This window comes from Kitasatospora aureofaciens (assembly GCF_019192735.1).
Taxonomy (GTDB): Bacteria; Actinomycetota; Actinomycetes; order Streptomycetales; family Streptomycetaceae; genus Kitasatospora; species Kitasatospora aureofaciens_A.
On sequence record NZ_JAHTKP010000002.1, the window covers coordinates 287,137 to 305,273 of the forward strand.

The following is an 18,137-nucleotide window of genomic DNA, read 5'->3' on the forward strand; positions in this document are numbered from 1 at the left end:
GCCGCCGTGCGGCGGGTTCGCCCGGTTCGGCGCCTCGGGCGGTGACCGAGCCATGCGGGTTGTGCGAGCATGGGGAGCGTAGGGGACGCGGGTGGCACACCCGGCCCAAGGAAATTCCGCCGCCGAGAGGCCGCAGAAACCGCCGCCGTCCGGGAAATGAATCCGGACGGCCGTTGGTTGGCACTGGCGGCAAACCGTCGTCAAAGACCGGGAGAAAGCAGATGACCGTCCAGGACGAGACCACCGTAGAGAGTGGCATCCTCCTCACCGATGCCGCCGCGGGCAAGGTCAAGGCCCTGCTGGAGCAGGAAGGCCGCGACGACCTCGCGCTGCGCGTCGCCGTCCAGCCCGGCGGCTGCTCCGGCCTGCGTTACCAGCTGTTCTTCGACGAGCGCTCGCTCGACGGCGACGTGATCAAGGACTTCAACGGTGTGAAGGTCGTCACCGACCGGATGAGCGCCCCGTACCTGGGCGGCGCCACCGTCGACTTCGTCGACACCATCGAGAAGCAGGGCTTCACGATCGACAACCCGAACGCCACCGGCTCCTGCGCCTGCGGCGACTCGTTCAGCTAAGCATTCGGCTGAGCAACGACGGCGAAGGCGGCCCCGGGGATCACCCCGGGGCCGCCTTCGCCGTTCCCGTCCCCGGCCGTCACCGACCGGCGACGTCCGGGCTGACCGGGTCCGGGCCCATGTGCGGGTCGGCCTCCAGCGGGAGCTCGTGGCCGCTGGACAGATCCGTCACCGTCCGCCCGGCAAGAGGCTGGCGCAGATCGGCCGTCACCGTCTGCCGCTTGGCCAGCTCGCTGCACACCTGCCCGGGCTGCATCGGCGCCGCCACCGTGACCAGGATGTCCACCCGGCCCGCGTGCGACTCGTCCGCCTTCAGCGCGTACTTCTGGCAGACCCCGCCGTAGAAGTAGACGGTCAGCTTGTTGGTGCCGTCCACCCGGTAGGTGATCGCCGGGCGCGCGGCCGGCGTCGCCCCGGCCGGGTTCGGCTCGCCGACCGCGATCCCGGGGCCCGGGGGAGTGGCCCCCGACGGCTGCGCCGGGGCCGGCGGCACCGAGCCGGGGGCGGTACCGGCGGGCTTCGGGGCCTGGCTCGGCATGTCCGCCCCGTTGGACGCTCCCGCCGTCGGCGCGGTGGCGGACCCGGTGGCTGACGCGTCCGCGGACGGGTTGCCGGACGGCGTCGGCGCCACCGGGGAGCCCGACACCGAGGCCGACGCCGTGGCCGCCGCCTCCGAGGAGGACTTGCCGTCCCCGTTGCACCCGGCCACCGTCACGGCCGCCGCCAGCACCAGACCCGCCAGTGCCACCGCTTGCCGACCGCGCGGCATCCTCTCCTGCTCCATCTGCACATCCTCCCGAGGGCTCAGCGGCGCCGCCTCAACGGCCGCTCCGCGCGGATGTGACGTGGCCCGGACGGATCCGGTTCCGTCCGGCTCCCGCAGAAGTCCGCGGCCCCGCTCAGATGCCGTACTCGGCCATGCCGGCGACCAGCCGCTGCGCACCGGACGGCACGCGGAAGCCCGCCCGCACGGGGGCGGCCGGCTCCGGGCCGGTCGCCAGCAGCGGCCAGAACCGCCGCAGCCGCCGGGAGGAGTTCACCAGCGCGTCGAGCGTCTCGCCGTCCGCGTCGCCGCGCAGCACGGGAAGCGAGGGGTGACTGGGCATCATCGGGCACCGCTCCGATCCACTGTCGTGCCGTGGCCGCACTGCCACGGTCACCGAGAAAGGCCCGCCATTCGGGCAGGGCGAAGGCGGCCCGCCGGGTGCGGCAGGGCCCCCTGTCGCCGACCCTAGGCCGACGTTCCGGCCCCCACCAGTGCTACCCGGAGGTAGTACACGTTCGCGGGCCGGTCGTGCCATTTCCGGCACTCTTGCTGTCGCCTTGCCTCCGACCGGTACCGTGAATGGGTTCATCCGTGCTTGCCCATGGCCCTGCCGCCATCCTGAGGAGACCTCCCGTGCGTATCGCCGTCGCCGGCTCGATCGCCACCGACCATCTGATGACGTTCCCCGGTCGGTTCGCCGACCAGCTCGTCGCCGAGCAGCTGCACACCGTGTCGCTGTCCTTCCTGGTCGACACCCTGGACATCCGCCGCGGTGGCGTCGCCCCGAACATCGCGTTCGGCATGGGCGTGCTCGGACTCCGCCCGATCCTGGTCGGCGCGGCCGGGGCGGACTTCGCCGAGTACCGCAGCTGGCTGGAGCGCAACAACGTGGACTGCCACTCCGTCCACATCTCGGAGACCCGGCACACCGCCCGGTTCATGTGCACCACGGACGAGGACCACAACCAGATCGCCTCGTTCTACACCGGGGCCATGGCCGAGGCCCGCCACATCGAGCTGAAGCCGATCGCCGACCGCGTCGGCGGCCTGGACCTCGTGCTGATCGGCGCCGACGACCCGCAGGGCATGGTCCGCCACACCCAGGAGTGCCGCACCCGCGGCTACGCCTTCGCGGCCGACCCCTCCCAGCAGCTGGCCCGCCTGGAGGGCGAGGACATCCGCGAGATCGTCGACGGCGCCGCGTACCTGTTCACCAACGAGTACGAGGCCGCGCTGATCGAGACCAAGACCGGCTGGGACGCCGACGAGATCCTCACCCGGGTCGGCACCCGGATCACCACCCTCGGCAGCAAGGGCGTCCGGATCGACCGCAAGGGCGAGCCCTCCATCCTGGTCGCTTGCGCCCCCGAGGAGGGCAAGGTCGACCCGACCGGCGTCGGCGACGCCTTCCGGGCCGGCTTCCTGTCCGGCCTCTCCTGGGGGCTGGACCTGGAGCGCGCGGCCCAGCTCGGCTGCATGCTCGCCACCCTGGTCATCGAGACCGTCGGCACCCAGGAGTACGAGCTGCGCCCGGCCGGCTTCCTGAAGCGCTTCGAGGACGCCTACGGCGCCGAGGCCGCGGCCGACATCCGCGCGCACCTGGTCAAGTAGTCCGCCGGACGACGAGGTAGGCCGAGCCCCGGTCGCCGCCGAAGTCGGCGGCCGGGGCCTCGCCCGCGTACTCCTGCCCGCGCATCTCGCACCAGGCCGGGATGTCCAGCCGGGCCGCCTCGTCGTCCGAGAGCACCGCGACCGTCCCGCCCTCCGGCACCTCGCCGATCCGCTTCGCCAGCTCGATCACCGGCAGCGGGCAGCGCTTGCCCAGAGCATCAATGACTGTGACTCGCCCGCTCGCCTCCGGGCTCTCGGATCCGGCGCCGACGCTCTTCTCTCCGGCACTCCCTCCTTCGTCGGTCGCTTGTCGCTCATCGTTTTCGGCACCGGCACGTCCTTCGGCTCGGGGCGGTGTCTCGACGGTGGCCTTCGGGGCCGGCAGGTCGAGCCCGAGCGGCGCCCGGACGCCCGCCACCAGCTCCGGCAGGACGGTCAGGAAGCGTTCGACGTCCGCCTCGGCCGTCCCGTACGGGAGCGAGACCCGGATGTTCCCCTCGGTGAGCACCCCCATCGCGGCCAGCACATGGCTGGGCGTCAGCGTGGACGAGGTGCACGACGAGCCGGAGGAGACCGCGAAGCCGGCCCGGTCCAGCTCGGTGAGCAGCACCTCGCCGTCCACGTACAGGCAGGAGAAGGTGACGATGTGCGGCAGTCGCCGCACCGGGTCGCCGACCACCTCCACCTCGGGCACCAGCTGCGGCACCTGGGCCCGGATCCGCTCGACCAGCACGTGCAGCCGGGCGTTCTCCCGCTCGGCCTCGGCCCGGACGGCCCGCAGCGAGGCGGCAGCGGCCACGATCGCCGGGACGTTGACGTAGCCGGGCACCCGGCCGCCCTCGCGCTCGTCGGCCGGCAGCGGCGAGGCGTACCGGACGCCCTTGCGCACCGCCAGCACCCCGACCCCGGGCGGCCCGCCCCACTTGTGCGCGCTCGCGGTCAGCAGCGACCAGCCGGCCGGGACGTCCACCCGGCCGGCGCTCTGGGCGGCGTCGACCAGCAGCGGGACCTGGGCCTCCCGGCAGAGCGCGGCGACCTCCTCCACCGGCTGGACGGTGCCCACTTCGTGGTTGGCGCTCTGCAGCGCGGCCAGCGCGGTGTCCGTCCGGAGCAGCCCGGCGAAGCCGTCCGCCGAGACCCGCCCGGTCCGGTCCACCGGCACCACCGAGACAGTGCCGCCGGCCATCTCGTGCCGGTCGGCGACGTGCAGCACGCTGGAGTGCTCCACCGCCGAGTGCACCAAGTGCCCGCCGCGCCGCCGGTTCCCGGCCAGCGCGCCCAGCATGCCGAGCTGGACGGCCTGTGTGCCGCTCGCGGTGAAGGAGATCTCGTCCGCCCGGGCGCCGAGCACCTCGGCCACCGTCTCGCGGGCGGCGTCCAGCAGCATCCGGGCCTGCCGCCCGGACCGGTACAGTCGCGCCGGATCGGCCCACCCCTCGTCCAGCGCGGCGGTCAGCGCCTGCCGCGCGACGGGGTGGAGCGGCGCCGTCGAAGCCACGTCGAAGTACACGGTCACATTTAACGACACTCCCGCGCGTGTTCGGGCGCCGCGACGGGGCTCACCGACCGTCAGTCGATCATCCCGAATGTCCGTTTCGTCCGCGTCCGACGGACCGTCACCCGCCTTGCCCGAGGTCATCCCCCGATCGGGCGTACGGACCTCGAATGCCTGCGATGACCTGCGGCGCAGCCCTTGCCGGGCCTGATCGGGCGACCGGGCGGCGCGTTACCGGGGGCTGCCCGTCAGGAGCGCATAAGGCTGGAGTAGGGTTTGGCCCGCATAAGCATTCAAACCGTGCCCGTGGACGGGTCGCCGGGGAGGCTCACAATCCTCCGCGGGGCGACGCGAAGGCGGGCGAGACTTCGGGAAGGCGCTACGTGAGTCCCAACGGCTCCGACCGCTCGCCGCGGCGCACGATGCGGCGGAAGCTGCCTCAGGCGCTGGCACTGGGCCTCGTCATCGCGACCGCCACCGGCTGCTCGGCCAACGACCTCCCCAGGCTTGGCCTCCCGAGCCCCGTCACCAAGGAAGGACCCATGGTCCTCCAGATGTGGCAGGGGTCCTGGATCGCGGCGCTGGTGGTCGGCGTACTGATGTGGGGTCTGATCATCTGGAGCGTGATCTTCCACCGGCGCAGCCGCACCGGCGTGGAGGTTCCTCCGCAGACCCGGTACAACGTGCCCATCGAGGCGCTCTACACCGCGGTCCCCATCATCATCGTGTCGGTGCTCTTCTACTTCGTCGCCCGCGACGAGTCGAAGCTGACCGCCGTCTCCGAGAAGCCGCAGCACGTCGTCAACGTGGTCGGCTTCCAGTGGAGCTGGGCGTTCAACTACGAGAACACCGAGAACCCCGACCCGGCCAACAAGGACGCCGCGTACGAGGTGGGCACCCCCAAGGACGCGCCCACGCTCTGGCTGCCGGTCAACGAGACGGTGCAGTTCCGTCTCACCTCGCGTGACGTCATCCACGACTTCTGGCCCGTCAACTTCATGATGAAGATGGACGTCGTGCCGGGCGTGGTGAACAAGTTCGAGGTCACCCCGACCGTCAAGGGCGAGTACATGGGCAAGTGCGCCGAGCTCTGCGGCACCTACCACTCGCGCATGCTGTTCAACGTCAAGGTCGTCGACCGCGCCGACTACGACAAGCACCTGGCGGAGCTCCGGGCCAAGGGCCAGAACGGCGCGGTGCCCTCCGGCGTCATCTCCATGGGAAGTGAAGCGAAGTGACCATCCTCAACGAGCCCGCCGCGGCCGGCGGGGGCGCCGGGGCCGTCACGGTCGGGGCGCAGCGGACCCGGAAGCCGGGTTCGACCATCATCAAGTGGCTGACCACCACTGACCACAAGACGATCGGCACCCTGTACCTGGGCACGTCGTTCGCCTTCTTCCTGATCGGTGGCATCCTCGCCCTGGTCATGCGTGCCGAGCTGGCTCGTCCCGGGACCCAGATCCTGTCGAACGAGCAGTTCAACCAGGCGTTCACGATGCACGGCACGATCATGCTGCTGATGTTCGCGACGCCGCTGTTCGCCGGTTTCGCGAACTGGATCATGCCGCTGCAGATCGGCGCCCCGGACGTGGCGTTCCCGCGTCTGAACATGTTCGCGTACTGGCTGTACCTCTTCGGTTCGGTCATCGCCGTGAGCGGCTTCCTCACCCCGAACGGTGCCGCCAGCTTCGGCTGGTTCGCCTACTCGCCGCTGTCGGACGCCGTGCACTCGCCGGGTGTCGGCGGTGACATGTGGATCATGGGTCTGGCCTTCTCCGGCTTCGGCACGATCCTCGGTGCGGTCAACTTCATCACCACCATCATCTGCATGCGCGCGCCCGGCATGACGATGTTCCGGATGTCGATCTTCTGCTGGAACGTCCTGCTGACCGCAGTGCTGATCCTGCTGGCCTTCCCGGTGCTGGCCGCCGCGCTGTTCGCCCTGGAGGCGGACCGCAAGTTCGGGGCGCACGTGTTCGACCCGGTCAACGGCGGGTCGCTGCTCTGGCAGCACCTGTTCTGGTTCTTCGGCCACCCCGAGGTGTACATCATCGCGCTGCCGTTCTTCGGCATCGTGTCGGAGATCATCCCGGTCTTCAGCCGCAAGCCGATGTTCGGTTACTCCGGCCTGATCGCGGCCACCATCGCGATCGCCGGTCTGTCCGTGACGGTGTGGGCGCACCACATGTACGTCACCGGCCAGGTGCTGCTGCCGTTCTTCTCCTTCATGACCTTCCTCATCGCGGTCCCGACCGGTGTGAAGTTCTTCAACTGGGTCGGCACCATGTGGAAGGGCTCGCTGAGCTTCGAGACGCCGATGCTCTGGACGGTCGGCTTCCTGGTCACCTTCCTCTTCGGTGGTCTGACCGGTGTTCTGCTGGCCTCCCCGCCGATCGACTTCCACGTCTCGGACTCGTACTTCGTCGTCGCCCACTTCCACTACGTGGTCTTCGGCACCGTCGTCTTCGCGATGTTCGCCGGCTTCCACTTCTGGTGGCCGAAGATGACCGGCAAGATGCTGGACGAGCGCCTCGGCAAGATCACCTTCTGGACGCTGTTCTTCGGCTTCCACACCACCTTCCTGGTGCAGCACTGGCTCGGTGCGGAGGGCATGCCCCGCCGCTACGCCGACTACCTGGCCTCGGACGGCTTCACCACGCTGAACACGGTCTCGACCGTCGGTTCGTTCGTGCTCGGCATGTCGATCCTGCCGTTCCTCTACAACGTCTGGAAGACCGCCAAGTACGGCGAGAAGGTCGAGGCGGACGACCCGTGGGGCTACGGCCGCTCGCTGGAGTGGGCGACCTCCTGCCCGCCACCGCGGCACAACTTCCTCACCCTGCCCCGGATCCGCTCCGAATCCCCGGCCTTCGACCTCCACTACCCGGAGATCGCCGCGCTGGACTACCTGGAGAACCACGGTGAGCCGGCCAAGCACCTCGCCGGTGTGACCCCGGCGAAGTACGACGCGCCGCAGCTGGGCAAGGGCAAGAAGGAAGGCGACGCCTGATGAAGGAACAGGGAAAGATCTTCCTCGGCCTGTCGGTCTTCGTCCTCGCGATGGCGATCACCTACGGCCTGTGGACCAACCACTCGGACCATGGGATCGAGGCGGCCGGTACCACCGCGCTGTTCCTCGCCTTCGCCCTGTGCGCCTTCATCGGGTACTACCTCGCCTTCACCGCCCGCCGGGCGGACAGCGGCGCGGGTGACAACCCCGAGGCCGAGGTCGCGGACGACGCCGGTGATCTGGGCTTCTTCGCCCCGCACAGCTGGCAGCCGCTCTCGCTGGCGCTCGGTGGCGCGCTCGCCTTCATGGGCGTGATCTTCGGCTGGTGGCTGATGTTCTGGGCCGCGCCCATCATCCTGATCGGCCTCTTCGGCTGGGTCTTCGAGTTCTACCGGGGCGAGAACCAGAACCAGTAGGTTCGACCCCTAGCAACAGGGCCGGGCCTCCCGCAACGGGAGGCCCGGCCCTGTTGCGTCCCCGGGGTGAGCAACTCACTCACCCGGGTGAACGCGGGGTCGCTCGGATGTCGCTTCCCCGGAGGGCGTTCCTACGATCTGATCAATCGTGCGAACCCTCGGAGGCGGTCATGGCCGACAGGCGCGGAATCGCGGGTCTCGGCGGCATCTCGCTGGCCCTCGCAGTGCTGACCCCGCTCGCTGCCTGCTCGTTCGGCGGCGACGAGCCCACCGGCCCCCATCGGGTCGACGCGGCCCGGCTCGTCCACCTCTCGGCCGAGGGCAAGGTCGATCCCACCCAGTCCGTCACCGTGACCGCCGTGCCCGGCAGCCGGCTGACCGACGTCACCGTGGTCGGCCCGGACGGCCGGGTGGTGGCCGGCAAGCTCGCCGAGGACCAGCGCAGCTGGCAGACCACCGGCCGGCTGAAGGCCTCCGCCAACTACACCGTCCGGATCGCCGCCGACGACGGCAAGGGCGGCCGGGGCGAGACCACCCAGAGCTTCAACACCATCGCCGCCCAGCGGGTGCTCAACGCCAAGCTCGGCCCGGACTCCTCCGGCAGCGGCGTCTACGGGGTCGGCCAGCCGCTCACCGTGCAGCTCTCCGAGGCCGTGAAGGACCCGCAGGCCCGTCAGGAGGTCGAGCGGGCCCTGACCGTCACCTCCCAGCCCGCCGTCACCGGCGCCTGGTACTGGGTGGACGACAAGAACCTGCACTTCCGCCCGGAGGAGTACTGGCCGGTCGGCACCACCGTCGGCCTGGCCTTCGACGGCACCGGCACCCGGATCGCCGACGGCCTCTACGGCGGCGACCGCAGCAGCCTGAAACTGCGGATCGGCGAGCGCGTCGAGTCGGTGATCGACGCGGCCGCCCACGAGCTCACCCTGAAGCGCGCCGGCCAGGTGATCCGGACCATCCCGGTGACCACCGGCAGGCCCGGCTTCGACACCCGCAATGGCGTCAAGGTGGTACTCGGCCAGGAGCGCTCGGTCCGGATGAACGGCGAGACGATCGGCATAGCGGCAGGCACCTCGGATTCCTACGACCTGAACGTCGAGTGGGCCACCCGGGTGACCTGGAGCGGCGAGTACGTCCACGCGGCGCCCTGGTCGGTCGGCTCGCAGGGCATCGAGAACGTCAGCCACGGGTGCACCGGCATGAGCACCGAGAACGCCCACTGGTTCTACGACAACACCCGGGTGGGGGACCTGGTGACGGTGGTCAACAGCCGCGGCGCCAAGATGGAGCCCTTCGGGAACGGCTTCGGGGACTGGAACCTCTCGTGGGCGGACTGGGTCAAGCACAGCGCCCTCGGACAGCCCGTCAGCACCACCGTCCCGTCCTCCCAGGCCCCTGCCACCGGGATGATCCGCCCGGAGGTCTGAGCAGGCGCCCCGGGCCCCCGTCAGCTCTCCTCGTCAGCTCTTGTCGTAGGCGAGCCGCAGGGCGGTGTCCACGGCGGCCAGGGCGTCCGCGGCCGGCAGCCCGAGCCGGCGCACCCGCTCGGCGTACTCGGTGGCGGCGGCCGCGGCCAGGCGGTGCGCGGTGTCGCCGGCCGCGGCGATCAGCGTGCCGCGCCGGCCGTGCGTCTCCACCACACCGTCCGCCTCCAGCTCCCGGTAGGCGCGGGCGACCGTCCCGGCGGCCAGTCCCAGCTCCTCGGCCAGGGCCCGGACAGTGGGCAGCCGCAGCCCGGTCGGCAGCTCGCCGGACCGGGCCTGCTCGGCGATCTGGGCCCGGATCTGCTCGTACGGGGGAGTGGCGGCGGCGGGGTCGACGGACAGCTGCACGGGAGCTCCTGAGGACGCGGGGCGGGACGGGAAAGCCCGAGGGCCGCCGACCAGAAGAACTCTGGTCAGCGGCCCTCGGGTGTGACGCTGCGGTGCGTACGGGATCAGTGGTGGCCGTGGCCGCTGGTGATCTCGTGGTGCTCCTCGGCGGTGGGCTTGGGGATCTGGCTGCCCTCGCCGTAGAAGCCGCGGGACAGCTTGGCCCGGGTACGGGTGAAGATGCCGGCCTTGCCGGCCACGCCGTTCTCGTCCGTCTGGGCCGGCAGCTGGACCGGCTGGACCTGCTCGTGAGCGGTGAGCTTGTACAGGTCCTTCTGCGGCAGCTGGGCGTGCACCTCGACGAACTCACCGTGCGGCAGGCGCTTGATGACACCCGTCTCGCGGCCGTGCAGCACCTTCTCCTTGTCCCGGCGCTGGAGGCCGAGGCACCAGCGCTTGGTGACGATGAAGGTGATGACCGGCACCACGAAGAAGCCGATGCGGACGAAGTACGTGATGTCGTTGAGCGACAGGTGCAGGTGGGTGGCGAACAGGTCGTTGCCACCACCGATCAGCAGCACCAGGTACAGGCTGATCCAGGCGGCGCCGAGCGCGGTGCGGACCGGAGCGTTGCGCGGGCGGTCCAGGATGTGGTGCTCGCGCTTGTCACCGGTGATCCAGCCCTCGATGAACGGGTAGACCGCGATCGCGACCAGGACCAGCGGGAAGATCATCAGCGGGACGAACACACCCAGGTTGAGAGTGTGGCCCCACAGGCTGATCTCCCAGCCCGGCATGACACGGATCAGGCCCTCGGAGAAGCCCATGTACCAGTCCGGCTGGGCGTCGGTCGACACCTGGTCGGGACGGTACGGGCCGTAAGCCCAGATCGGGTTGATCGAGGCGATCGCCGAGATGACCGCGATGAGGCCGAACACCAGGAAGAAGAAGCCACCGGCCTTGGCCATGTAGACCGGCATGAGCGGCATGCCGACGACGTTCTTCTCGGTCTTCCCGGGCCCCGCCCACTGGGTGTGCTTGTGGTAGAAGACCAGGATCAGGTGCGCCACCAGCAGGCCGAGCATGATGCCCGGGATCAGCAGCACGTGGATGGTGAAGAACCGCGGGATGATGTCGTGGCCGGGGAACTCGCCCCCGTACAGGAACATCTGGATGTAGGTGCCGATCACCGGGACGGCGAGGATCGCGCCTTCCATGAAGCGGATACCGGTACCCGACAGCAGGTCGTCCGGCAGCGAGTAGCCGAAGAAGCCGTCGAACATGCCCAGGACCAGCAGCAGGAAGCCGAAGACCCAGTTGACCTCACGCGGCTTGCGGAACGCGCCGGTGAAGAACACACGCATCATGTGCACGAGCATCGCGGCCACGAAGACCAGGGCGGCCCAGTGGTGGATCTGACGGATCAGCAGACCGCCGCGGACCTCGAAGCTGATGTCGAGGGTCGACGCGTACGCCTCGGACATCGAGATGCCCTTGAGCGGGACGTACGAGCCGTTGTAGATGACCTCGCCCATCGAGGGCTTGAAGAACAGCGTCAGGTAGACACCGGTCAGGATGATGATGATGAACGTGTAGAGGCAGATCTCGCCCAGCATGAAGGACCAGTGGTCCGGGAAGATCTTCCGCAGGTTGGCCTTGGCGAGGGAGTAGATCCCCAGCCGGCCGTCCGTCCAGTCAGCCGCAGCCTCCCACTTGTTGGCGGGGTTGGCGCGCGTGCTGGCGGGCTTGGTGGCACCGGAGGTGGTGCTGCTCGCGCTACTCATCGAGCACGCTCCCAGTAGCTCGGGCCGACGGGCTCCTGGAAGTCGCCGGTGGCGACCAGGAAGCCCTTCTCGTCAGTGGTGATCTTCAGCTGCGGCAGCGGGTGGCCGGCCGGGCCGAAGATGACGCGCGCGCCGTCCGACAGGTCGAAGGTCGACTGGTGGCAGGGGCAGAGCGCGTGGTGGGTCTGCTGCTCGTAGAGGCTGATCGGGCAGCCGACGTGGGTGCAGATCTTCGAGTAGGCGAGGATGCCGTCGAAGCCCTTCTCCCGGGACTTGTCGTCCTTGATGTCGTCCGGCGCGATACGCACCAGCATCAGGGCGTCCTTGGCGATCCGCTGCTGGAAGTCCTCGTCGTGGACGTGCAGGCCCTCGGGCATGGCGAAGGTCAGCGAGCCGACGGCGATGTCGGCGGCCGTCATCGGCGTGTTGGTGCTCATGTTGATGAGCTGCACGGGCTTGGCCGGAGTCGCCTCCTTCCAGCCCGTCTCCTTCAGCTTCTTCTCGGGCAGCGGCCCGAGGTCGCGGAGCAGGACCACGCCGGAGAGCGGGACCAGCGCCATCGAGCCGATGAGGGTGTTGCGGATCATCTTGCGGCGGCCGAAGCCGGACTCGGCGGCGCCGGTCTTGAACTGCTGGATGACGTCCGCGCGGACCTCGTCGTCGGCCTCGATCGGGTGACGCTCGGCCGGCATCTCGACGTCCGACATCAGGGTGCGGGCCCAGTGGACCGCGCCCGCGCCGATCAGGAACAGCGCGACGCCCAGGGTCAGGCCGAGCGCGAAGTTCAGCGCGCTGACGTGACCGAGCGGGAAGATGTAGACGATCTTGTCCGGGTCGATGGCCACGTACGAGGCGATGAAGCCGACGGTGGCGAGCATCGAGAGCACGAACATCAGCGAGACCTGACGCTCGGCGCGCTTGGCGGCCCGCTCGTCGATGTCGGTGCGACGGGGCTCGTGGGCCGGCAGGCCCGGGTCGGCGAACGGGTCGACGTGGTCGGCCACCTCGCCGGCGGCGCCGTGGGACTCCGGAAGCTTCTCTTCTGACATGTCGTGGCTCATGACTTCTTGGCCTTGGTGGTGTGGGCGGCGACCCAGATCGCGACCGCGATGAGCGTGCCGAGTCCGAAGATCCAGCCGAACAGACCCTCGGTCACCGGACCGAGGCTGCCGAGCGTGAGACCACCGGGGTTGGGCTCATCGGAGTTGGTGTGGCGGACGAAGGCCACGATCTGCTTCTTCTGCTCCTCGGGCATGGTGGTGTCCGGGAACGACGGCATGTTCTGCGGGCCGGTCTGCATGGCCTCGTAGATGTGCTTGGCGTCCGCGCCCTCCAGCGACGGGGCGTACTTGCCCTTGGTCAGGGCACCACCCTGGCCGGCGAAGTTGTGGCACTGGGCGCAGTTGGTGCGGAACAGCTCGCCACCCTTGGAGATGTCGTCCGGGTTGGTCGAGGTGTACTGCTCCTTGGTCGGCGTCACCGGGCCGGGGCCGAGCGAGGCCACGAAGGCGGCGAGCTGGTCGATCTCCGCCTGCGAGTAGATGTTCTGCTTGCTCGGCACCTGGGCGCCGGGCTGCTGGGCCGGCATGCGACCGGTGCCGACCTGGAAGTCCACGGAGGCGGAGCCGACGCCGACCAGGCTCGGACCGGCGCTGCTGCCCTGGCCGTTCAGGCCGTGGCAGGAGGAGCAGCCCACGGCGAAGAGCTTCTTGCCCTCATCGATCGCGAGCGACTGCGCGGCGACGTCGGCCTGCGCCTTGTCGGCGGGCGCGAACGCGGCGTACAGCCCCCCGGTTGCCGCCAGGGCGAGAAGTAGGACGACCAGCGCCGCCAGTGGGTGGCGCCGTCGTGCGGAGAGCTTTTTCACGGAATAACCCCGGTGTCAGGATCTGGTCGACTGGTGGGTGCACCCGGCGGCCGGTCTGGCCGGCACGAGGCTGCCTGTCTAGGGCTGCGCGCGCGGTCGGTCGGTTGGGAGCGTCGCCACCGGCAGAAGCGGCCCTGCGCCGGTGAGGGCGGGGCCGGAGCCGGTGGCCAGCGACCTGATCAGCTGGTTACTTGATCAGGTAGATGGTCGCGAACAGGCCGATCCACACGACATCGACGAAGTGCCAGTAGTACGACACCACGATGGCGGCGGTGGCCTGCTCGTGCGTGAAGCGCTTGGCTGCGTACGTCCGTCCCAGGACCAGCAGGAAGGCGATCAGACCACCCGTCACGTGCAGACCGTGGAAGCCGGTGGTCAGGTAGAACACCGTGCCGTACGGGTCGGAGGACAGCGAGAGGCCGTCCTTCTTGACCAGCTCGGTGTACTCGAAGATCTGACCGCCGATGAAGATCGCGCCCATCATGAAGGTGATGATGAACCACGAGCGGAGCTTCTTCACGTCCCCGCGCTCGGCGGCGAACACGCCGAGCTGGCAGGTCAGCGAGGAGAGCACCAGGACCGTGGTGTTGACCGAGGAGAAGGGCACGTTGAGCGCGTGTGCCTTCTCGGTCCAGAACTCCGGCCCCTTGACGGAGCGGAGCGTGAAGTACATCGCGAAGAGGGCCGCGAAGAACATCAACTCGGAACTGAGCCAGACGATCGTTCCGACGCTGACCATGTTCGGCCGGTTGACCGATCCGTGCGCGTGCCCGGTTTCTACTGCTGTTGCTGTCGCCACGACGGACATTATGTCGGTCCCTTATTCCGTCTTCACGCCGGGGGGTGTCCCTCGGAGTGTCCGGTGCGTGCGGTATGCCCGCTTGGGGGGCGGTGGGGTGCCCGGACGGCACCTGAGCAGCCAGGTGTCCCTTTTCTGATGGTTCCTCGGAGGGCCCTACGACCCCGTTGCCCTGCGTGTCGTTGCACGGTCGGCGGAGTCGCCGGAGGTAGGGGAGGAGGCGGCGTGTCGGCCGTACGGGTGGACTGCGAGAGCCCGGGTGACGGGCCGTCCTCCGGGTGGGTGAGCCCTGGGCGCGGCGGCTTGAGAAGCAACGTGCGCGAGGGGGGCCTCGACGGGGGTGATCGGGAGTAGCATCCGGATCAGGCGAACGTGGTCCGGATCACACTTGAGGGAGCAGGGCCCATGGCGTACACGACCGACGAGACGCTCACCGTCCTCGTCTACAGCGACGACCGCAACACCCGCGAGCAGGTGCTGACGGCGCTCGGCCGCCGACCCGCCGAGGATCTTCCGGAGCTGTCCTACCTGGAGTGCGCGACCACCCCCGCGGTGCTGAAGGCGCTCGAAAAGGGCGGCGTGGACCTCTGCATCCTGGACGGCGAGGCCGTGCCGGCCGGCGGGCTCGGGCTCGGGCGGCAGCTCAAGGACGAGATCTACGGCTGCCCGCCCGTGCTGGTGCTGATCGGCCGGCCGCAGGACTCCTGGCTGGCCGCCTGGAGCCGGGCCGACGCGGCGATCTCGCGCCCGGTGGACCCGGTGGCGCTGGCCGAGGCGGTGGCCATCCTGCTGCGGGCGCGCCTCGCCAAGCGCGCGCCCGCCGCCCGTTGAGCTGCGCCGTCTCAGTACTAGAGAAGACAAGGCTGGGGGTACCCCGCCGCTCGATAGGCTGACTCCGTCCGTACGGACGTCCCCTCGTGTGGGGAACCGACAACAGCTGGAGTCAGCCATGGCGAACGTGAACCCTGCGAACGGTGGTACCGACCCCGCGCAGGTGGTCCGCACCTGGCCGGACATCCTGGCGGCACTGTTGAAGGGGGAGGACCTCGACCGCTCGGCCACCGCGTGGGCGATGGACCGGATCATGAGCGGCGAGGCGTCCCCCGTCCAGGTGGCCGGCTTCATGGTCGCGCTGCGGGCCAAGGGCGAGACGGTCGACGAGATCACCGGTCTGGTCGACGCGATGTACGCGCACGCCGAGCCGCTGGACATCCCCGGCCCGGCGGTGGACATCGTCGGCACCGGCGGCGACCGCGCCAAGACCGTCAACATCTCCACGATGTCGGCGATCGTCGCTGCGGCGGCCGGCGCCAAGGTGGTCAAGCACGGCAACCGGGCGTCCTCCTCGGCCAGCGGGTCCTCGGACGTGCTGGAGAAGCTCGGCATCAGCCTGGACCTGTCGGCCCGGCGGGTGGCCGAGGTGGCCGAGGAGGTGGGGCTCACCTTCTGCTTCGCGGCCAGGTTCCACCCGTCGATGCGGCACGCCGCGACCGCCCGGCGCGACCTCGGGGTGCCGACCGCGTTCAACATCCTCGGCCCGCTGACCAACCCGGCGAAGGTGACCGCGCACGCGATCGGCTGCTTCGACACGCGGCTCGCCGGGCTGATCGCCGGGGTGCTCGCGCGGCGGGGCTCCAGCGCGCTGGTGTTCCGCGGCGACGACGGCCTGGACGAGCTGACCATCACCACCACCTCGCGGGTGTGGGTCGTACGGGACGGGATCGTCACCGAGACCGTCTTCGACCCGCGGGACGTCGGCATCGAGCTCGTCGGCATCGAGGCGCTGCGCGGGGCGGACGCCTCGTACAACGCCGAGGTGGCCCGCCGGCTGCTGGCCGGGGAGCGCGGGCCGGTGCGGGACGCCGTCCTGCTGAACACGGCGGCGGCGCTGGTTGCGCTGGACCTGACCGGGGCGCCGCTCGCCGAGCAGCTGGCAGCCGGCATGGAGCGGGCCGCGGCGGCAGTTGACTCGGGCGCGGCGCAGGAGCTGCTGCGGCGCTGGTCGGAGGCCACCAGCCGGGGGTGAAGCGGTAGTTGGGGCCCGTGCCGGAGCGCCGGTACGGGCTCTTCAGCGCCCCGAGGCACCGGGTCCGAGCGGGCGAGCACACAGTCCGGATGGTGGATGTCTGTTTGACCATCGAGTGGGTGCGACCTAGAGTCTTCGCCAGGTCATGAGTGACAGCACCAAGCCCCAGCTTGCTGTCCGGCAACCCTCCGTCCGTGGCGGGGTGCCCTGGGTGAGGACCGGGTCGCGTGGCATTCCGTCTGCGCGGCAAGCGCGGACGCCCGATGACTAGCACTCCCGGGGTCCCTCGACCTCCGAAGGAGTGCATCCTCATGTCTGTCGCCATCGAAATCTGCGCCCCGCTCGCCGTTCTCGGCCACGACGTCCAGGTCCCACTCGCCAGCGGCGCGAAGGTCGGCTACGCGGCGCTCGACTACGCGGCGAGCTCCCCGGCGCTCCAGCGGGTGTGGGACGACGTCGCCGCGTACGTCCCCTACTACGGCAGCGTGCACCGCGGCGCCGGGTACCTCTCCCAGCTGTCCACCGACCTGTTCGAGCAGAGCCGCCGGACCGTCGCGGAGTTCCTCGGCCTGCGCGAGGGCGACCAGGTGGTCTTCACCCGCGCCACCACCGACTCGCTCAACCTGCTCGCCGGCGCTGTCCCGGCGGGCACCCGGGTGTTCGCCTTCGAGACCGAGCACCACGCCTCGCTGCTGCCCTGGGCCCACGCCGGGCTCAGCGTCACCTACCTGCGCGCGCCGCGCTCGCACGCCGAGGCCGTCGCCGCGCTGGACGCCGCGCTCGCCGAGGCGCCCGAGGGCCCCAAGCTGCTCTGCGTCACCGGCGCCTCCAACGTCACCGGGGAGCTGTGGCCGGTCGCCGAGCTGACCGCGACCGCGCACCGGCACGGGGCCCGGGTCGTGCTGGACGCCGCGCAGCTCGCCCCGCACCACCGGGTCTCGGTGGCCGAGCTGGACGTCGACTGGATCGCCTTCTCCGGCCACAAGATCTACGCGCCGTTCGGCGCCGGGGTGCTGGCCGGCCGGGCGGACTGGCTGGACGCGGCCGAGCCGTACCTGGCCGGCGGCGGGGCGACCCGGACGGTGGCCCGGGAGACCGACGGCTCGGTGGCCGTCGCCTGGCACACCGGCCCGGCCCGGCACGAGGCCGGCTCGCCGAACGTGATCGGCGCCTACGCGATCGCCTCGGCCTGCCGGGCGCTGTCCGAGGCCGGTTTCGACGCGCTGGAGACCCGCGAGCAGGCGCTGATCGCCCGGCTGAAGGCGGGGCTGGCGGAGATCCCGCAGGTCAAGGTGCTGAGCCTGTTCGGCGCAGACGCGGCGCGGGTGGGCGTGCTGTCCTTCGTCGTCCAGGGCTGGAACAGCTCGCACTTCTCGGCCGCGCTCTCCGCCGAGTACGGCATCGGGGTGCGGGACGGCCTGTTCTGCGCGCACCCGCTGGTGCGGACGCTGCTGAGTGACGACGCGCCGGCTGTTGTCTCGACGTGTGGCGCGCCCGAGCCGTCGCTGCCGGGCGAGCGCAGCCTCAACGCGATCCGGGTGAGCTTCGGCGCCGGGACGCCGGACGAGCACATCGACCGCTTCCTGACCGCCGTCCGCGAGCTGGTCACGGACGGTGCGGCGTGGAACTACCGCAACGAGGGCGGCCGTTGCGTCGTCGACACGCGCCGGGAGGGCTGACCGGTCCTACTCGTCCAGGCCGAGTGCGAACGCGGCCTCCAGGTCGTGCTGGGAGTAGGTGCGGAAGGCGATCTGGGTCTCGGTGTGGGCCACGCCCGGGACCTTGTTCAGCCGGCCCGGGATGACCTCGGCCAGGTCGTCGTGCTTGCGCACCCGCACCATCGCCACCAGGTCGTAGCCGCCGGTCACCGAGTACACCTCGCTGACGCCCTCGATGGCCGCGATGGCCTCGGCGATCTCCGGGATGCGGTCGACACTGGTCTTGATCAGGACGATGGCGGTGATCACTGTTCGGGCT

Annotated in this window: 18 protein-coding genes and 1 riboswitch; of the genes, 9 read left to right on the top strand and 9 right to left on the bottom strand. The window is 70.2% G+C overall.

Annotated features, from left to right (window positions below; all coding sequences use genetic code 11):
• Positions 1–221 precede the first annotated feature (221 nt).
• Positions 222–575 carry an iron-sulfur cluster insertion protein ErpA gene (gene erpA, locus KV557_RS03360; RefSeq protein WP_218198075.1) on the top strand — a complete coding sequence of 118 codons (354 nt, stop codon included), beginning with the start codon at positions 222–224 and terminating at the stop codon, positions 573–575.
• Between the two features lie 79 nt (positions 576–654).
• Here erpA and KV557_RS03365 read toward each other — a convergent pair whose 3' ends face one another.
• Positions 655–1,359 carry a hypothetical protein gene (locus tag KV557_RS03365; protein ID WP_218198076.1) on the bottom strand — a complete coding sequence of 235 codons (705 nt, stop codon included), beginning with the start codon at positions 1,357–1,359 and terminating at the stop codon, positions 655–657.
• 115 nt (positions 1,360–1,474) lie between these two features.
• Positions 1,475–1,684 carry a hypothetical protein gene (locus KV557_RS03370; RefSeq protein WP_218198077.1) on the bottom strand — a complete coding sequence of 70 codons (210 nt, stop codon included), beginning with the start codon at positions 1,682–1,684 and terminating at the stop codon, positions 1,475–1,477.
• Between the two features lie 290 nt (positions 1,685–1,974).
• Between KV557_RS03370 and KV557_RS03375 the strand changes: the two genes are divergently transcribed.
• The gene (locus tag KV557_RS03375; RefSeq protein WP_218198078.1) at positions 1,975–2,952 is read left to right on the top strand and encodes a carbohydrate kinase family protein; all 978 of its coding nucleotides are present in this window, start codon (positions 1,975–1,977) and stop codon (positions 2,950–2,952) included.
• Here KV557_RS03375 and KV557_RS03380 read toward each other — a convergent pair.
• Positions 2,945–4,468 (bottom strand): cysteine desulfurase/sulfurtransferase TusA family protein, encoded by a 1,524-nt coding sequence (locus KV557_RS03380; RefSeq protein ID WP_308129746.1) that lies wholly within the window; start codon positions 4,466–4,468, stop codon positions 2,945–2,947. The two genes, KV557_RS03375 and KV557_RS03380, sit on opposite strands and share 8 nt — an antisense overlap.
• A gap of 362 nt (positions 4,469–4,830) precedes the next feature.
• On the opposite strand from KV557_RS03380, the gene ctaC reads away from it, so the two are divergent.
• The 4 genes from ctaC to KV557_RS03400 all read left to right on the top strand — a co-directional run bounded on the left by ctaC (position 4,831) and on the right by KV557_RS03400 (position 9,300).
• Positions 4,831–5,685 (top strand): aa3-type cytochrome oxidase subunit II, encoded by an 855-nt coding sequence (gene ctaC / locus KV557_RS03385; protein ID WP_218198080.1) that lies wholly within the window; start codon positions 4,831–4,833, stop codon positions 5,683–5,685.
• A complete protein-coding gene (ctaD, locus tag KV557_RS03390) occupies positions 5,682–7,457 on the top strand; it encodes an aa3-type cytochrome oxidase subunit I (RefSeq protein ID WP_218198081.1) in 1,776 nt (591 codons plus the stop codon). Before ctaC ends, ctaD begins: the two co-directional genes overlap by 4 nt.
• Positions 7,457–7,873: a cytochrome c oxidase subunit 4 gene (locus KV557_RS03395; protein WP_218198082.1), complete on the top strand. Its 417-nt coding sequence runs from the start codon at positions 7,457–7,459 to the stop codon at positions 7,871–7,873. The genes ctaD and KV557_RS03395 overlap by 1 nt, the downstream gene beginning before the upstream one ends.
• 170 nt (positions 7,874–8,043) lie before the next feature.
• Positions 8,044–9,300: a L,D-transpeptidase gene (locus tag KV557_RS03400; RefSeq protein ID WP_218198083.1), complete on the top strand. Its 1,257-nt coding sequence runs from the start codon at positions 8,044–8,046 to the stop codon at positions 9,298–9,300.
• 33 nt (positions 9,301–9,333) lie between these two features.
• Here KV557_RS03400 and KV557_RS03405 read toward each other — a convergent pair whose 3' ends face one another.
• From KV557_RS03405 to ctaE, 5 genes are all read right to left on the bottom strand, one after another.
• Positions 9,334–9,705: a GntR family transcriptional regulator gene (locus tag KV557_RS03405; protein WP_218198084.1), complete on the bottom strand. Its 372-nt coding sequence runs from the start codon at positions 9,703–9,705 to the stop codon at positions 9,334–9,336.
• Positions 9,706–9,809: 104 nt separating this feature from the next.
• On the bottom strand, positions 9,810–11,468 hold the full coding sequence (qcrB, locus tag KV557_RS03410) for a cytochrome bc1 complex cytochrome b subunit (RefSeq protein ID WP_218198085.1): 1,659 nt from the start codon (positions 11,466–11,468) through the stop codon (positions 9,810–9,812).
• Positions 11,465–12,517, bottom strand: coding sequence for a cytochrome bc1 complex Rieske iron-sulfur subunit (gene qcrA, locus KV557_RS03415; protein ID WP_256176848.1), 1,053 nt, complete (start codon positions 12,515–12,517; stop codon positions 11,465–11,467). Before qcrA ends, qcrB begins: the two co-directional genes overlap by 4 nt.
• Before the next feature lie 8 nt (positions 12,518–12,525).
• On the bottom strand, positions 12,526–13,335 hold the full coding sequence (gene qcrC, locus KV557_RS03420; protein WP_218198087.1) for a cytochrome bc1 complex diheme cytochrome c subunit: 810 nt from the start codon (positions 13,333–13,335) through the stop codon (positions 12,526–12,528).
• Positions 13,336–13,522: 187 nt separating this feature from the next.
• Positions 13,523–14,143 (bottom strand): aa3-type cytochrome oxidase subunit III, encoded by a 621-nt coding sequence (ctaE, locus tag KV557_RS03425; protein WP_218198088.1) that lies wholly within the window; start codon positions 14,141–14,143, stop codon positions 13,523–13,525.
• Between the two features lie 396 nt (positions 14,144–14,539).
• Here ctaE and KV557_RS03430 point away from each other — a divergent pair, with 396 nt between their 5' ends.
• The 3 genes from KV557_RS03430 (at position 14,540) to KV557_RS03440 (ending at position 17,839) form a co-directional block, all read left to right on the top strand.
• A complete protein-coding gene (locus KV557_RS03430; RefSeq protein WP_218198089.1) occupies positions 14,540–14,965 on the top strand; it encodes a hypothetical protein in 426 nt (141 codons plus the stop codon).
• Between the two features lie 118 nt (positions 14,966–15,083).
• Positions 15,084–16,160 carry an anthranilate phosphoribosyltransferase gene (gene trpD, locus KV557_RS03435; protein WP_218198090.1) on the top strand — a complete coding sequence of 359 codons (1,077 nt, stop codon included), beginning with the start codon at positions 15,084–15,086 and terminating at the stop codon, positions 16,158–16,160.
• Positions 16,161–16,301: 141 nt separating this feature from the next.
• Positions 16,302–16,419: riboswitch (SAM riboswitch) on the top strand.
• A 52-nt stretch (positions 16,420–16,471) separates the two neighbouring features.
• On the top strand, positions 16,472–17,839 hold the full coding sequence (locus KV557_RS03440) for an aminotransferase class V-fold PLP-dependent enzyme (RefSeq protein WP_218198091.1): 1,368 nt from the start codon (positions 16,472–16,474) through the stop codon (positions 17,837–17,839).
• 6 nt (positions 17,840–17,845) lie between these two features.
• On the opposite strand, the gene KV557_RS03445 is transcribed toward KV557_RS03440, so the two are convergent.
• Positions 17,846–18,127: an Lrp/AsnC ligand binding domain-containing protein gene (locus KV557_RS03445; RefSeq protein WP_218198092.1), complete on the bottom strand. Its 282-nt coding sequence runs from the start codon at positions 18,125–18,127 to the stop codon at positions 17,846–17,848.
• Between the last annotated feature and the right edge of the window lie 10 nt (positions 18,128–18,137).

Bases quoted from the DNA above. Each gene is read 5' to 3' on its own strand.
- KV557_RS03395 (WP_218198082.1), top strand. From the start codon at position 7,457: ATGAAGGAACAGGGAAAGATCTTCCTCGGCCTGTCGGTCTTCGTCCTC.
- qcrA (WP_256176848.1), bottom strand. From the start codon at position 12,517: ATGTCAGAAGAGAAGCTTCCGGAGTCCCACGGCGCCGCCGGCGAGGTG.
- erpA (WP_218198075.1), top strand. From the start codon at position 222: ATGACCGTCCAGGACGAGACCACCGTAGAGAGTGGCATCCTCCTCACC.
- KV557_RS03370 (WP_218198077.1), bottom strand. From the start codon at position 1,684: ATGATGCCCAGTCACCCCTCGCTTCCCGTGCTGCGCGGCGACGCGGAC.
- KV557_RS03440 (WP_218198091.1), top strand. From the start codon at position 16,472: ATGTCTGTCGCCATCGAAATCTGCGCCCCGCTCGCCGTTCTCGGCCAC.
- KV557_RS03365 (WP_218198076.1), bottom strand. From the start codon at position 1,359: ATGGAGCAGGAGAGGATGCCGCGCGGTCGGCAAGCGGTGGCACTGGCG.
- trpD (WP_218198090.1), top strand. From the start codon at position 15,084: ATGGCGAACGTGAACCCTGCGAACGGTGGTACCGACCCCGCGCAGGTG.
- KV557_RS03430 (WP_218198089.1), top strand. From the start codon at position 14,540: ATGGCGTACACGACCGACGAGACGCTCACCGTCCTCGTCTACAGCGAC.
- ctaE (WP_218198088.1), bottom strand. From the start codon at position 14,143: ATGTCCGTCGTGGCGACAGCAACAGCAGTAGAAACCGGGCACGCGCAC.
- KV557_RS03400 (WP_218198083.1), top strand. From the start codon at position 8,044: ATGGCCGACAGGCGCGGAATCGCGGGTCTCGGCGGCATCTCGCTGGCC.
- qcrB (WP_218198085.1), bottom strand. From the start codon at position 11,468: ATGAGTAGCGCGAGCAGCACCACCTCCGGTGCCACCAAGCCCGCCAGC.